The organism is Thalassoglobus polymorphus (assembly GCF_007744255.1).
In the GTDB taxonomy this organism is placed as follows: domain Bacteria; phylum Planctomycetota; class Planctomycetia; order Planctomycetales; family Planctomycetaceae; genus Thalassoglobus; species Thalassoglobus polymorphus.
Genome location: NZ_CP036267.1, coordinates 3,154,201 through 3,168,495 on the forward strand (window position 1 = coordinate 3,154,201; position 14,295 = coordinate 3,168,495).

The 14,295-nt window shown below is 49.9% G+C and carries 14 protein-coding genes; 7 read left to right on the top strand and 7 right to left on the bottom strand.

Going from position 1 to position 14,295, the window contains the following annotated elements:
- Positions 1 to 11 precede the first annotated feature (11 nt).
- Positions 12 to 1,430 carry a sigma-54-dependent transcriptional regulator gene (locus Mal48_RS11370; protein ID WP_145199162.1) on the top strand — a complete coding sequence of 473 codons (1,419 nt, stop codon included), beginning with the start codon at positions 12 to 14 and terminating at the stop codon, positions 1,428 to 1,430.
- Between the two features lie 100 nt (positions 1,431 to 1,530).
- Here the strand turns inward: Mal48_RS11370 and Mal48_RS11375 are convergent, their stop codons facing one another.
- From Mal48_RS11375 to Mal48_RS11395, 5 genes are all read right to left on the bottom strand, one after another.
- Positions 1,531 to 2,421, bottom strand: coding sequence for a dienelactone hydrolase family protein (locus Mal48_RS11375; protein ID WP_145199165.1), 891 nt, complete (start codon positions 2,419 to 2,421; stop codon positions 1,531 to 1,533).
- A gap of 162 nt (positions 2,422 to 2,583) precedes the next feature.
- Complete coding sequence (locus Mal48_RS11380) at positions 2,584 to 2,802, bottom strand: exonuclease domain-containing protein (RefSeq protein ID WP_145199168.1); 219 nt, start codon at positions 2,800 to 2,802, stop codon at positions 2,584 to 2,586.
- A gap of 324 nt (positions 2,803 to 3,126) precedes the next feature.
- Positions 3,127 to 4,056 (bottom strand): amidohydrolase family protein, encoded by a 930-nt coding sequence (locus Mal48_RS11385; RefSeq protein WP_145199171.1) that lies wholly within the window; start codon positions 4,054 to 4,056, stop codon positions 3,127 to 3,129.
- Positions 4,057 to 4,189: 133 nt separating this feature from the next.
- Positions 4,190 to 5,032, bottom strand: a complete 843-nt coding sequence (locus Mal48_RS11390; protein ID WP_145199174.1) for an alpha/beta fold hydrolase — start codon at positions 5,030 to 5,032, stop codon at positions 4,190 to 4,192.
- Between the two features lie 96 nt (positions 5,033 to 5,128).
- Positions 5,129 to 6,532, bottom strand: a complete 1,404-nt coding sequence (locus Mal48_RS11395) for a DUF1501 domain-containing protein (protein ID WP_145199178.1) — start codon at positions 6,530 to 6,532, stop codon at positions 5,129 to 5,131.
- 135 nt (positions 6,533 to 6,667) lie between these two features.
- On the opposite strand from Mal48_RS11395, the gene Mal48_RS11400 reads away from it, so the two are divergent.
- The 4 genes from Mal48_RS11400 (at position 6,668) to Mal48_RS11415 (ending at position 10,126) form a co-directional block, all read left to right on the top strand.
- Positions 6,668 to 7,726, top strand: coding sequence for a Gfo/Idh/MocA family protein (locus tag Mal48_RS11400; protein ID WP_145199181.1), 1,059 nt, complete (start codon positions 6,668 to 6,670; stop codon positions 7,724 to 7,726).
- 121 nt (positions 7,727 to 7,847) lie between these two features.
- On the top strand, positions 7,848 to 8,735 hold the full coding sequence (locus tag Mal48_RS11405; RefSeq protein WP_145199184.1) for an aldo/keto reductase: 888 nt from the start codon (positions 7,848 to 7,850) through the stop codon (positions 8,733 to 8,735).
- Positions 8,736 to 8,909: 174 nt separating this feature from the next.
- Complete coding sequence (locus Mal48_RS11410; RefSeq protein WP_145199187.1) at positions 8,910 to 9,482, top strand: alpha-ketoglutarate-dependent dioxygenase AlkB family protein; 573 nt, start codon at positions 8,910 to 8,912, stop codon at positions 9,480 to 9,482.
- On the top strand, positions 9,479 to 10,126 hold the full coding sequence (locus Mal48_RS11415; RefSeq protein ID WP_145199190.1) for a DsbA family oxidoreductase: 648 nt from the start codon (positions 9,479 to 9,481) through the stop codon (positions 10,124 to 10,126). Before Mal48_RS11410 ends, Mal48_RS11415 begins: the two co-directional genes overlap by 4 nt.
- A gap of 20 nt (positions 10,127 to 10,146) precedes the next feature.
- Here the strand turns inward: Mal48_RS11415 and Mal48_RS11420 are convergent, their stop codons facing one another.
- Positions 10,147 to 11,475, bottom strand: coding sequence for a DUF4832 domain-containing protein (locus Mal48_RS11420; RefSeq protein ID WP_145199193.1), 1,329 nt, complete (start codon positions 11,473 to 11,475; stop codon positions 10,147 to 10,149).
- Between the two features lie 52 nt (positions 11,476 to 11,527).
- Positions 11,528 to 12,394, bottom strand: a complete 867-nt coding sequence (locus Mal48_RS11425) for an endonuclease/exonuclease/phosphatase family protein (RefSeq protein WP_145199196.1) — start codon at positions 12,392 to 12,394, stop codon at positions 11,528 to 11,530.
- A gap of 37 nt (positions 12,395 to 12,431) precedes the next feature.
- Here Mal48_RS11425 and Mal48_RS11430 point away from each other — a divergent pair, with 37 nt between their 5' ends.
- Positions 12,432 to 12,752, top strand: coding sequence for a hypothetical protein (locus Mal48_RS11430; protein ID WP_145199200.1), 321 nt, complete (start codon positions 12,432 to 12,434; stop codon positions 12,750 to 12,752).
- 289 nt (positions 12,753 to 13,041) lie between these two features.
- Complete coding sequence (locus Mal48_RS11435; protein WP_231740000.1) at positions 13,042 to 14,295, top strand: lactate racemase domain-containing protein; 1,254 nt, start codon at positions 13,042 to 13,044, stop codon at positions 14,293 to 14,295.

Here is a 14,295-nt window from a genome sequence, read left to right on the forward strand (position 1 = left end):
GCATTGAAATCATGAGCAGCATTCTGATCGTTGATGACGAACCTTCCATCTGCTGGGCTTTAAAGAAAGCGCTCAGCGAAGATGGACACCAAGTCAATACTACGGCAACAGCAGAAAACGCAATCCAGCTGATCACGGAATCCGTGCCTGATGTCGTCGTGATGGACGTTCGCCTGCCTGGCATGGACGGTTTGTCTGCTCTGCAAGAATTGCAGCGTCAAATCGGGAAGACGCCCGTCATCATCATTACTGCTTTTGGAGATCTTGATACCGCAGTTCAGGCGATCAATCGGGGAGCTTTTGAATATCTCACAAAGCCGTTTGATCTTGATCAAGCAATCCACGTGATTCAGAAAGCGATTGCAACAGGAAGTTCAGTCACGTCAGCTGACAAAACGAGATCAAATGAACCTCTTGAAAACCATCTATTGATCGGCTCTTCCCCAGCGATGCAGGCTATCTATCGAGACATCGCCATCGTGGCTGAGCGAGATGTTCCAGTGCTGATCACTGGCGAAAGTGGGACAGGCAAAGAACTCGTCGCCGGAGCAATTCATCGATACAGCAAACGGGCTGCGGGGCCGTTCGTTCCGGTCTGTATTCCTGCAATGAGTGAGTCGGTCTTAGAAAGTGAATTGTTCGGCCACACACGCGGTGCATTCACCGGAGCGACTGAAAAACGGAGTGGGCTGATTAAAGCTGCAGACGGTGGAACCGCCTTTTTCGATGAGATCGGCGACATCACAATTCCAACGCAAGTCAAGCTGTTGCGAGTGATCGAATCGAGAGCGATCACTCCCGTGGGAGGTGACGACCCTCTACTCTCCGATTTCCGATTACTGGCTGCCACAAATCGAGATCTGGACTCAATGGTCGCTGACGGGACATTTCGCAAGGATCTCTACTTTCGACTCAATGTCTATCAGATCATGATCCCACCACTTCGCGATCGTCCTGAAGACATTCCATTGCTTGCAGACCATTTCATGAAACGCATTGATCCAGCCGGCAAGGTCTATCTCGGGAAAGCTGCGTCCAAAGAACTCCTCTCGCGTCCCTGGTTGGGAAATGTCAGAGAACTTCGCAACACCATCGAGCATGCCGTCATCGTAACCCGTTCGGGAGAAATTTCCGCAGATGCTTTCGCCGCTCCGATGTCCATCACAGACTCGATAAACAAACCTGCGAGTTCGCTTGGCCAGTCGGTCCGCACCTGGATTCAATCTCAAATCGACGACCAAACTTCTGACGGAGAAATTGTAAACCTCTTTGACCGATTCCTATCCGAAAGCGAATCCGTACTCATTACGGAGGCCCTTTCACTTACGCACGGGAATCGTCAAGAGGCTGCAAAAATACTGGGAATCCATCGCCAAACGCTTCGCGAAAAAATTCGGAGATATCAAGTGAATGTCTCCGAACTTTCATAAACCCAGTGACGTCTGCTTTCAGAGTATTTCCATGACAGCAAAGTCAATGCTGGACTTTACGCTCTGGAATCCACTTCAAAGATGCTCTATTGAAAACACTCTATGAGGCCAGGTGTTCTTTGAAGAACGCAATGGTCCGCTTCCATGCCAGTTCAGCAGCGGCTTCGTCGTAACGGGGAGTTGTGTCGTTGTGAAAACCATGATTCACGCCGGGATAGACGTACGCCGTAAACGACTTGCCGTTTTTTTTCATCGCAGCTTCAAAAGCTGCAGCTCCGGCGAGGATGCGCGCGTCGTTTTCTGCATTTTGAATCAGCAAAGGAGCTTTGATTTTTGAAACATCCGCAACGTCGGGTTGTCTTCCATAAAACGGAACACCAGCGTCGAGAACATCTGGAATTCGCACAGCGAGTTGATTCACAACGCCACCGCCGTAACAGAAACCGACAGCTCCAACTTTTCCGGTCGATAGTTGATGCGAATCGAGGAACTTGGCGGCTGCGATGAAGTCTTGAGTCATCTTCTCTCCGTCCCGTTTCGCCTGCATCGAACGACCATCGTCATCGTTGCCCGGATACCCACCGAGTGGAGTCAGTGCATCGGGAGCTAATGCGAGGAATCCCTGAACCGCGAGTCGACGCGCGACATCTTCGATATAGGGATTCAGGCCTCGATTCTCATGTATCACCAACACAGCCGGAAACTTATCCCCCTTCGCCGGACGAGCCAACAGCCCTTTCATTTCCCCTGCTCCATCAGGAGAATTGTAAGTAATCATCTCACTCTGAATACGTGGGTCATCCGGTTTGACTTGTTCTGCCCAAGCATAATTGGGACTCATGCTTGACATCAAACTTTCCACAGTCAGGCCACCCACAGCAAACGTCGCAAGACGTTTCATGTATTCCCGACGATCAAGTCGCCCGTGGCAATAGTCATCGTACAGACCCAGAACTTGTGGATCGAAGTCGCTTGCTTTCTTACGGTTCATCAGAGTCTCCTGGTTATAGAACTGATCCTGAAATCTGAATTTGCTCTCTCAAACACTGAGAAAGCAAATCATCCTAACGAATAGTTTCCGGAGTGGTTCTTGAGAAGTTACTAGAAAATACTGAATCGTTATTCGTCGATCTCCTGCCAATCGAAATACAGCTCACGAATCCTGCCCTCTTCCTTGAGCGTTTGCGAGCATGGATGGTGAAATTCCATGAATATCAACTGGCCCCACATCTCGCAGAGGATCAACGAGGGTGTCATATTCGTCGATAATTATCAGATTTTCGTTCAGAACGACCACTGCGACTTCAACAATGCGGTCTTTGTTTCCGACACCAGTCGTTTCAACATCGATGACAGCGTACTCTGCCCCCATAGCGTGGCCCTTTCATAACTTTTTTCTCTCGACAAGTCTGATTTTTACTTCAGAAGATTGCAAGTCAAAGCTCATTCTGAGAACATGAGTGGACACAACGCAGCATCAGGCCCGTTGCTGTGTTGTTAGAGCCTCCCCCGCACTGGCCCGTCGGGGTGAGGCTCGTTTTATTTCTGGCTTTACACCTACTCTTTCCATTCGCTCTTTCACTTTTCTTTCGCTCTTTCAAGATCTGCCTGAGTGAGGCTGCCTCCAAATCGCGAGGCTGACAAACACTGACGAGTGATGCCGACAATCTCTGATTGTCCCATCCGACGCGACATCTCACCCGAAGCGTAATATCCTTTTCGCAGTTCCACCGAGAATTTGATTTTGCTCATTCTCCGAGAGATGCAAGAGGAGTGACCGGGCACGCGCAAAAGCTTGCTGATACGACTCACCTGTCGTCTCCGCTCCGAACCCGCCGCCGTACATCATTCGTTCTGCACCGAACGCATTTGTCAGCTCACGAATCGTTGGTTGAATATCTCGATGAGGATACTGACGAGTCGTCGGAATCGAGGACAGTTTCATGATCGTATTTGGAAATCGAGACCACCTCACAACTTTTGCATGCTCCTGTGGTGTTCCTTGAAATGGACGCCCCATGTGATCAATCAGGACAGTTGTCTTCGGAAATTCTTTAATGAGTGGTTCAAAGCCATCAGCGTACCGAGGTTCAAAATGAAGCTGCACCGCCAGATTCAAATCGGTTGCCATCTTCCACAAACGACGCAGTTCCTTGGAGCCGAACGGCGGGAGTCGATCGGGAGCGTAGGCATGCACGCGGACAGCCATGACATCCATTTGTTGACATAATTTTGCCATCTTCTCTAACGAACCTGGACGATCAGAAAAAAGTAGAATCGTCCCTTTCAATCTGTCACCTCCAATGTCGAGACAATGCTTCAGGTAGCGATGGTCGTCTTGATACGGTTCTGGATGGACGACTACGGCATAGTCGACTCCGGCTGCGTCCATGCAACTGAGCAAATGCTCTGGAGTTGCTAAAGCTGTGGGACGATAAGGAGCCTTCGCATGATAAGGAAACTGCTCGGAATCGGTACCAGCAAAGCAGTGCAAGTGAGTGTCAATTTTTGGAACTTTCTCTTCACCGGGCTCTGCTGCTATTGAGCTTTTAAGAGTGAACGCACTGGCAGTCGCGATTGTTGCAGCCGAGACAAATTCACGTCGTGTGATCTGCTTTGATTTCATTACAATATCCCTAAGTTAAACGAACAGCTAAAATCACTGGCGATGTTGTTCTCTTAGTTGCAGTTCCAAACTTCCAGTGGGCACTGCAGGTTCACCGTAACAGAGTTGGTCGATCCACGGGCCTGGGTGAAACTTATTCCGATTTCGGATTTGTCGCTTGGATCACGAATTCGAAGGCCTGTTTTGAGTCTGCGTAGGTCGTGCTGTGTCCGCCTTCTTTTCGATGAATGCTGAGGACGTTGGAGTTGTGTTTCTGAATCTGATCCACCAACCGCAGAACGCTCGCCGCAGGCACAACTTCATCCTTGCCACCGGTCGTGGCCGCCAAGGGCATCGTGAATTTCGTCGGATAGAATTCGGCGCTCCGCTTGCGGTACTCATCGGGGACAAGTTCTCTGGTCCCTCCAAACGAAGCTGCGATGGCATCCTGAAACCGCTCGTACTCCACGAGATTTGCGGTCCCATTAAGTGAAACAACGCCGTCGATCATCTCTGGATGTCTCGCTGAGAACGTGAGCGCCCCAGTCCCTCCCATCGAGCCGCCGCTCAATATAATCCGCTGGACGTTGTATTTTTGTTTGAGGGTTTGAATGATCTGAACCAAATCAGCTTCAGCAGCCGGTCCCATCCAAGAAGTTCGTGCACGATAATCGGGCGAGACCAAAAGCATACGATGCTCTAAAGCAGCGTCGCGAGCTGCCCGACATTCTCCGCGAGATTGTTTGACAAACTGCCACCGGTCTGATCCATGTCCATGCAGTACGATCAAAACAGAGACAGGCTTTCCCTCGATCATCTCTGGCGGAGTCATGACAACATACTTCTGCTTCGTCCCATCGTGATCCGCTACGAATGTCTCATCGACTGTACTCGCAAACTTCGCCGAATCTTCAGCCGTACAATTCACTTCCGCGAATATCGCTGCGATGCAACAAGCTGCTGCAGGAAAGAAGATTTTTCGTAATGAAATATGCATCGCGAGTAACATGCCTTTTGTGTTTCTGACTATTCCGGTTGCTCAGAAAGAAACTGCCTGAAGAAACTGCCTGAAGAAACTGCCTGAAGAAACTGCCTACAAAAGTTCAGCGATAGGACTCCCGTCGCTGGCTGGGATTGTAAACCCGTTGGGACTGAGCCTTGAGGCTGGATTGATGTTCATTGCCTTAAAGAGGGTCGCAGTGAAATCTTCTAGCGTGACCGGACTCGATTTCACATAGGCTGCGCGGGAGTCGGATTCTCCATAGACTGTCCCTCCTTGAATCCCCGCACCAGCCACCATCGCAGAATAACATTGAGGCCAGTGATCGCGACCGACTCGTTTCGCACCTTTGCTGATGACAGGCGTTCTTCCAAATTCTCCGATGAGGACCACTAATGTGGAATCGAGCAGACCTCGTTCGCTGAGGTCTTCCAGAAGTGCTGCCACTGCGATATCTGTTCTTGGTAACGCAAACGGTAACCCATTCCATCCATTTTCAAAGATCCCAACATTTGCATTTCCGTGCATGTCCCAGGTTTCAAGACTCACGAATTTTTCACCAGCAGCCAAGCCCGTCCACGCCACAACATTCACGAGCCTGACTCCTGATTCGATCAAACGTCGAGCGAGCAGTAAATTTTGTCCAAGAGGATTCCGACCATAACGGTCTCGTGTGGAAGGTTTTTCTTGATTGATATCGAACGCGGATTTGGCGTCGCTGCTATGCAAAAGGTCGAATGATTGCTGTTGATAGATATCCAGTGACTCGAAGGCTGATGAAGATTTGCTTTCAGGGAAGCTTTGCAAAGTCTGCAACAGTTGCCAGCGTTCTTCCAACCGTTTCAAGGAGACGGAATCACCTGTATCAAACGCACGAACACGGAAGTCACTCGATGCCGGATTGTCAGTATGGCTCTCACCGATCAACATGGGGGCGTAGGCCATGCCGAGGCGTCCACCTGTTAAATATGTGTGTTCCGGTGGAGCAGAGCCTCCTCCATATTTTTGTAACCAGACGTGTGCCGGGATCGACTCGAGAGAAGGTGAAAGTTTTGAGACCATCGCTCCGAACGATGGATCATCTTCAGCTGGTTTGCTGCGACCAGCAAGCAGCATGGAATTCGCTTTGTCGTGCTGCGACATGTGATGCGTCATCGAACGAATGACGGCATACTTCTCGGAGATCTTCGCAAGTCGCGGCATCAGTTCACAAACTTGAAAACCCGGAGTTGCCGTCTCGATCGATTGATACGGACCACGAATTTCACTTGGTGCTGCGGGCTTCATGTCCCAGGAATCAAGCTGAGACAAACCGCCATACTGATGAATAAAGATGCAAGACTTGGGAGACTGTCCGGAAGATTTTTGATTCAAAGCCTGAGCATCTGAAGCGAGTAACTTTTCCAGGCTTAACCCAAACGCTCCGATGGCACCGACCTGCATTGCAGCTCTTCGTGATAGAGAATTCTCAAATCGGCCGTCTGAGGTCTCCCGCATCCCACTTCTCCGGTCAACTTTTCAAAATCAAAATTGTGCCCATGACATCGTCAATGTTAGTGACTGTCATTGCAGAGATCCATTACAATTCCATCGACCTTACGAACACTCTACTCAGTAGCCAAGGACGACATCATGAAAGCGGCATTTTTGACACACGCCGACGGCCCTCATATGAGCGCCTATTTTTCTGCCCTGGCAAATGCGAAAGATTGTGACGAAGTTGTCATGGCAGACCCTAGTGGTCGCTGGAAAGATGACGCGAAAAAAACGCTCGGCGAAAAGTTGACGCGGACTTACACCAGTTACGCAGAACTCCTGGAAAAGGAATCACCGAAATTCTGCCTGGTTTCAATAGGGGCCGATCATGCTCCACCTGTCATCGAAGCAGCTCTGAATTCTGGATCAAACGTCTTCTCGGAGAAACCTGCGTGCGTCTCACTCGATCAGTTCGAGAAACTCGCAACCCTCGCAGAATCAAAACACCTCGAATTGATGATGGCGTTCGCCAACCGGACAAATCCGGAATCGCTCGAAGCTCGACAAATGATTCGCAAAGGGCGAATAGGAAAAATCTACAGCATCGACATGCACATCGTCGCCGACCAAACACGTTTGACTCGCCCCGCTTACCACAAGACGTGGCTGGCTGACAAATCTCGTGCAGGTGGCGGGCACCTGATCTGGCTGGGAATTCACTGGCTTGATCTGGCGATGTATCTGACTGGAACTGAAGTTACTGAAGCAACCGGAGCCGTCGCGAATGTCGGAGGTCAGCCGATTACCGCTGAAGATTCCGCTGCTGCAATCCTGCGTTTCAGCAACGGAACTCTTGGTACTCTCAACTCTGGATATTATTTGGATACCGGCTATCACACGCAGATACGTATCTGGGGATCAAAAGGTTGGATCAATCTTGACTCCACCGGGGAACCCAAAATGACCTGGTATGAAAACAAAGGTCCAAACGCAAAACAGATTCAAACTTTCGATGCCGGCAAGAAACCTCGCGGTTACTCACCGATGGTGGCAAGAGCGATCTCAGCAATTGCCAACGACACTCCGCCTCCCATCACGACTCAAGAATCCTTGAACACAATGCGAACAGTCTTTGGGATTTACGAAGCTGCAGAGACAGGAACTCAAAAAACGATCAACACTGTCCCGGTTCCATTTCAACCCCAACCACTGTAGAGCATTTTCCATGCTTGTCGTGTCAGTGAAGTTCACTTTCTTAACTTCATAGATTGCTCGCTACGAAGCAGAAGGTAAAACCAATTTTGGCTTTGCTCTATCCCCAACAGTAACCTGAAAAATGCAGTATCGAACGCTCGGTCATTCTGAGATTTCAGTCAGTTCCATCGGAATGGGATGCGTCACATTTGGTCGGGAAATCGACGAAGAAACGTCGCTGCAGATCATGGATTACGCTTTCGAGAATGGGATCACATTATTTGATACTGCGGAGGCCTATGCGGAAGGTGAGTCGGAGCGTGTCGTTGGAAATTGGATGAAGAGCCGAACGCGACGAGACCAAATTGTTCTTGCCACAAAAATTAAAGGGAAGCTCACTCGCGAGCGAATATTCTCGTCCATCGAATCAAGTTTAAAGCGTTTGCAGACGGACTGCATCGACTTACTTCAAACTCATTCATGGGATGAATCGACACCACTGGAAGTGACATTCGACGCATTGACAACGCTGGTCGCCCAAGGCAAGGTCCGATACGTCGGTTGCAGCAATTATGATGCAGCCCAATTGGCAGCGACGTTGAAGTTAAGTGAACAATCTAATTTTTCTCGGCTGACATCCGTTCAACCTCCCTACAACCTGGTCCAACGAGAGATCGAAGCGGACTTACTACCGTTGTGTGCTCGCGAGAATGTCGGTGTCATCAGCTACAGCCCGCTTGGGGCTGGTTTCTTAACCGGAAAGTATCGATCAGGGCAATCGATTCCAGCTGGCTCTCGCTTCGATGTGATTCCGGGGCATCAGCCAATCTATTTCACTGATCATGGTTTTCGAGTCCTTGAAGAACTTGATGCCTCTGTCCAAAGCACCGGGCTTTCTCACGTCCAGCTCGCGTTGTCCTGGGTTCTCAGACAACCCAACATCACCTCCATGTTGATCGGCGCACGAAACACTTCGCAAATTGACCAGGCACTTCAAGCCATGTCTCTCAATATGAATTCAAAGCGATAATGTGAATTCAAAGCTATAAGGTCAAAACTCCCTTTTGCTGATTGCCACTCAACGACCAGCCCCATGACGTTCAAGTCTATGGTCGCCCCCCGGAAAGTAGAATCACGGTTCTACTTCAAATCCAACATTTGTCATCGCGGACACAGGATACACGATTTTTTTTGAAGCTTTGTCATGGAAACAATCAAACTTGAAGAGGGAGGGTTACTTCTCTACGACGATGCTTTTCTGCCAGCCAAGGTCGCAGACCATTACTTCACCCGGTTGCGTGACAATTGCGTTTGGGAGCAGAAGCCGGGGCTCTTCGGTCACATGCAGCCAAGATTGATTGCCTCATACGGCGACGCGGGTGTCACTTATCGGTACTCCGGCGTCGACAATACGGCTCTCCCGTGGCTGGAGGAATTGCTGGAAATCAAAAATAAAATCGAAACGGTTCGCGGTGAATATAACTACTGCCTTTTGAACCGTTATCGAACTGGGGCAGACAGCATGGGCTGGCATGCAGACGACGAACCAGAGATGGGCAACGTGATCGGTTCACTATCATTGGGGGCGACACGGAAGTTTCGGATCAGGCACAATGAAACGAAAGCGACAAAGACCTTTCTTGCAGGCCACGGGACACTGATTATCATGGCAGGAACCATGCAGCAATTCTGGAAGCATGAAGTTCCCAAGACGAAGCAAAATGTCGGCGAGCGAATCAACTTGACCTTCAGAAAAATTCTGGCGAGCCCCAAATGAAACTGTTCGTAGACGTCATCTCAGATGTCATTTGCCCATGGTGCTACATCGGCAAACGACGACTTGAAAAGGCGATTGCTGCTTTAAGTACACAGCATGAAGTTCAAGTTCGATGGCATCCCTTTCAACTCAACCCCACGATGCCAAAGGAAGGGATCAGTCGAAAAGATTATCGAACTCAAAAATTTGGAAGCTGGGAACGTTCAGTCAAGCTGGACGCCACAGTCACCAGTGCTGGCGAAGCTGAAGGGATTCGCTTCGACTTCGACAAGATTGAGCGAACACCAAATACTGTCGACGCCCACCGGCTCATCTGGCTTGCCGATCAGCATGGCTGTCAGGATGCAGTCGTCGAAGCTTTATTCCGAGCATACTTCAGCGAAGGTCAGGATATCGGCAATCGCCAGACAATCATCAACATCGTCGCTGCCGCAGGTCTGGAACGGGAAGCTGCAGAAACCATGTTGGATAGAGAAGAAGGGATGGAGATGATTGCGCAGGCTGCTGAAATGTCACAGCAGTATCAAGTATCGAGCGTTCCGTTCTTCATCCTTAACCAGAAACTAGGATTGTCCGGCGCGCAGCATCCGGAGAAATTCCTCAATGCGTTCAAGCAACTCACGGACAGATCAACAAGCGGATGAGTCTTAAAGAAATTCACAAACTACTCGGTAACTTTTAGCATCGAAACGATCGTCCATCCGTCAACCACAGGCAATTCACTGGCGAAACGGATGGCTGGTCGATCTAGCCATGGATCGCGGATTCCGACTCCCAGTCGATATGCCCCGGCTGGAACTTGAAACGTAAGCTTCGACTCCTCGGAAAAATCGCCGGGTGTCCACTTCCGGATATCCCATTCTGTTTTGCAAATCTTGACGACCTTGCCTGATGAATCGAGCAAAGCCCATTCGAACAGCCATGGGTAGTAAAACGGAGCGGTCCCAATGTTCCTGCCTTCCAGAGAAAACCTGCTCGACTGCTTTGCACTCACTTCAGCGGGGTGAACAACCTCGGTAATCTGGAATTCGTAGCCCATCTTCCGGACCAGTTCTTCGCTTCGCTTGAGAAACGTTTCGTCGTTCGATTTCTCCAATGCTGGACAGTATGGACCAACCCATGAAAAGTGAGACCGATCCAGCATTGTCAGAGTTGTCTCATAATCCTTCCCGAGCCATTGCCGAGCTTTGTTTGGGACCATCTCGCCGCCGACCACGGCAACTCGCCAGTTTTCGGTACGCTTGGTTTTCCTCAACCCCGAGAGAAAACTCCAGTCTTTCCCGTTGTCGGTGTCTTGCGGAAACATATCGTCATGAAATCCAATCCAATCCTGCTGCCCAGCATACCCTCTGGCATAGCGAACCATCAGCGATTTATCAGGAAACGATTTCTGATAGGCGTCAATGATTCGACGTTCCGTCTCCGGTGTGGCGTACAGTTCATCTCGCGGCCACGTATGCCATTCGCCCCAAAAACCGAGCAAACCTAACTGAATGAAAGCGACGCGTGGATTCTTGTTGTATCGCTTCCCGAGAGCTTCAATCAGCCGCTCCATCGCTGAAATCATGAGTGGGTCATTATAGTCAGGCGACATCCCACCCCCATGCTCTTCATAAGCAGTCTCTTTAACACCCGCCTTGCGCAGCCAGTCGGGGAGGCCGGATGGCAATGAAGGGTAATCGACATAAACTCGAAAAATGATGTGTTTGCCATTTGCTCTCTCGACTTCCCAAGCCTTCTCCCATTCATCAAATCGAAAATCTCCTTGAACTGGTTCGAGTTCACGCCAGGAGATGTACTGAAACACCATGGAATAAGGCTGATGAATTTTGCCTGCGTCAGTGTAGGGAGCCCAGCCCTTGAGCGGGTTATCCAGTGGCCCCGCTTTTGATTGCGGGCGGACGACAATCTCTTCCGAGGATGCCGGTGCAGAAAAACAGAGAGAAGGGACAATTCCGAGCAATACGGAAAATGCAGGGAGTAGTGTTTTCATCACATCATCAGTTCATGTGGGGAAATTAGAACCACTTCGAAAACATCTGAAACTAATCGCTCTGGCCGAAGACCGCCAACTGTGGAAGGTGGTCGCTCAGAGCAAATGAATTTTCGTCAGCAACGTTCAGACGGAAGGCTCCTTCGAAGAGTGGCCTCGATTCGACGATCTGGTGAGCAATAGGACCGGTCGCCATCACGTAATCGATACGGTGCTTCGGATCGTCCGCTCTGATGGTCAAACCTTCGCCTTCACCGACTTTGGCAAAAGTATCAATCCAGCCGGCGTCCATCCAAAGTTTGTATTCCTCGGTCTCCGGATTATGGTTGAGATCACCAATCAAAAGCATCGATCGACCAGCATCAAGATCTTCTTTCATCGACACCAGCATCGCCTTGATTTCCTTCAAACGGACGGAAGGGTCAGGGGTCGGAAAGAGATGAGCGGAGTGGACAATCAGAGACTCCCCATTCGGCAACTTGATCGTCCCGCGTCCCCAGTGTCGAGTGAACAAATCCTTCGGACGCTTGTGACCAAGTGGAACATTTTCTGAATCGGTGATCTCAAAACGGCTGAGCAGTGTTCCCGGCCAGTTTCCTCCGCTGGGGAAGCGAACATGGTGCATTCCTAGATACTCTGCCACTTCTTTGGCAATCGCTTCACTTGGTGATTCTGAGAAGTTGATAATGTCGGGTTCATACAATGCCAGTTCCATGGCCAGCCGTCTTGCCATCTGGCCTTTCTTGACCGCGCTCTTTGCTAAAGGTCGGTCCTTCGGCCAGCCCGCACAGGCGTAAACGTTGTAGGAAATCACTCGAAGCGACTGCGTTTTCTTGCCTGATGCGAAGACCGGGAGCGCAGCTGTCGAAAGCCCGGCAGCTCCTAAAGCGGCAAAAAACTGGCGTCGTGAAATCGTCATTGGGGTTCATCCTTTCCTGCTTGTCGAGAGTGGGCCATTGTCGCACGAACGTCGCTTCCTTTCCATCGCCACTGAAGAAACGACTGACGAAACCACAGGCATCACCACAGGCATCACCACAGGCATCACCACAGGCATCACCACAGGCATCACCACAGGCATCACCACAGGCATCACCACAGGCATCACCACAGGCAAGGACCTGGAACATCGTCTGGCAAATCAACAATCATCCATCTGTCATCACAAGACAGGTCAGGCGAACGATGGTAGAATACCATTAAGAAGATACTGTCCAACTCCGTGGAGTTCGCAAATGAGGCGGGTTCCATTTCCGCCGATCTGCCACCGAATTTGAGTTCCAGCTGGCTCAATCCCCCGAGATTTCAAGCTGGACGGAACAGACGCAGCCGTTATGACTTCCAAGGAATTGCTCATTTCAGGGTGCATCAGTCGGGGTTGATTCAGCAAACTTCAAGAAACAGATTTTCGATTTCGGCTTCAGTGTTGATGCAATCTCTCTGGAACTCTATCGTCCGGAATTGTGATTTTGAGATGAATAATTGAGAATTGACATCAACTCGTTGATTCAGCGGGATTCTCCGTTGGTATAGAATCACGAGCTTCCAGAAGCTTTCGCAGAGACAATGACGATGACACAAAAACCGGTGATGTCTGAAGAGGAAGTCAGAAATTGGTTCTCCAGTCAACTTCCACAAAGTGATTTTGAAGGCAAGAAAGTTCTTCTGATTGTCCCGGATCAAACTCGAACGGCTCCGATGCCGTTACTGTTTGACTCACTTTTTGAGCAACTAAACGGTGTCGTAGAAAAAATCGATGTGATCTTTGCATTGGGGACTCACCCGGCGATCTCTGAGGAGTTGATGTGTCAACTCCTCGGAATTCAACCGGAAGAACGTAATACAAAATACGCGAAAGTGGAGTTGATCAACCATGAATGGGACAACCCCGATGCGTTGGACACCATTGGAACTTTGACGAAGGCCGATACTGAGCGTATTTCTGACGGGCTACTCTCGCAAGAAGTTCCTATCCAGATCAATAAGCGAATTCATGACTATGATTTGCTGCTCGTAATGGGACCAGTCTTTCCACATGAAGTGGTCGGATTCTCAGGCGGAAACAAATATTTTTTCCCCGGCATTTCCGGACCTCTGCTTCTGAACTTCTTCCATTGGCTCGGTGCTTTAATCACGAACGTCGGCATTATCGGCGTCAAAGGGACACCAGTTCGCGAAGTGGTTGACCTCTCTGCTCAGAGCATCCCGGTTGAGAGAAAGGCAATTACTTTTGTTGTCTCCTCCGATGGAACAACCAGCTTACATGGTCTGTTTTATGGCGCTCCTGAAGATGCATGGAACGCTGCGGCAGATGTTTCGGGGCAGACTCATATCATCCGGATGGAGAAGCCGTTTCACACGGTCTTGTCTTGTTCACCTACGATGTATGATGAGCTTTGGACAGCCGGAAAGTGCATGTACAAGCTTGAGCCGGTCGTCGCTGACGGTGGTGAACTCATTATTTATGCTCCACACCTGAAAAGCATTTCCGTCACGCATGGTGAGACGATCCACAAGATCGGCTATCATTGTAAAGACTATTTCACCGAACAATGGGACAAGTTCAAAGACTACCCTTGGGGTGTTGTTGCTCACTCAACGCATGTTCGCGGAACTGGAACTTACGAAAACGGCGTTGAAAAATGCCGCATGCAGGTGACGCTAGCGTCACAGGTTCCCAAAGAAGTTTGCGAGAGCATCAATCTTGGTTATCGAGATCCTGCTACAATCAACATTGAAGACTACGCCAACCGCGAAGATGAAGGAGTTCTGCTTGTCCGCAAGGCTGGCGAACAGCTCTACCGACTTCAGGAAGAATAG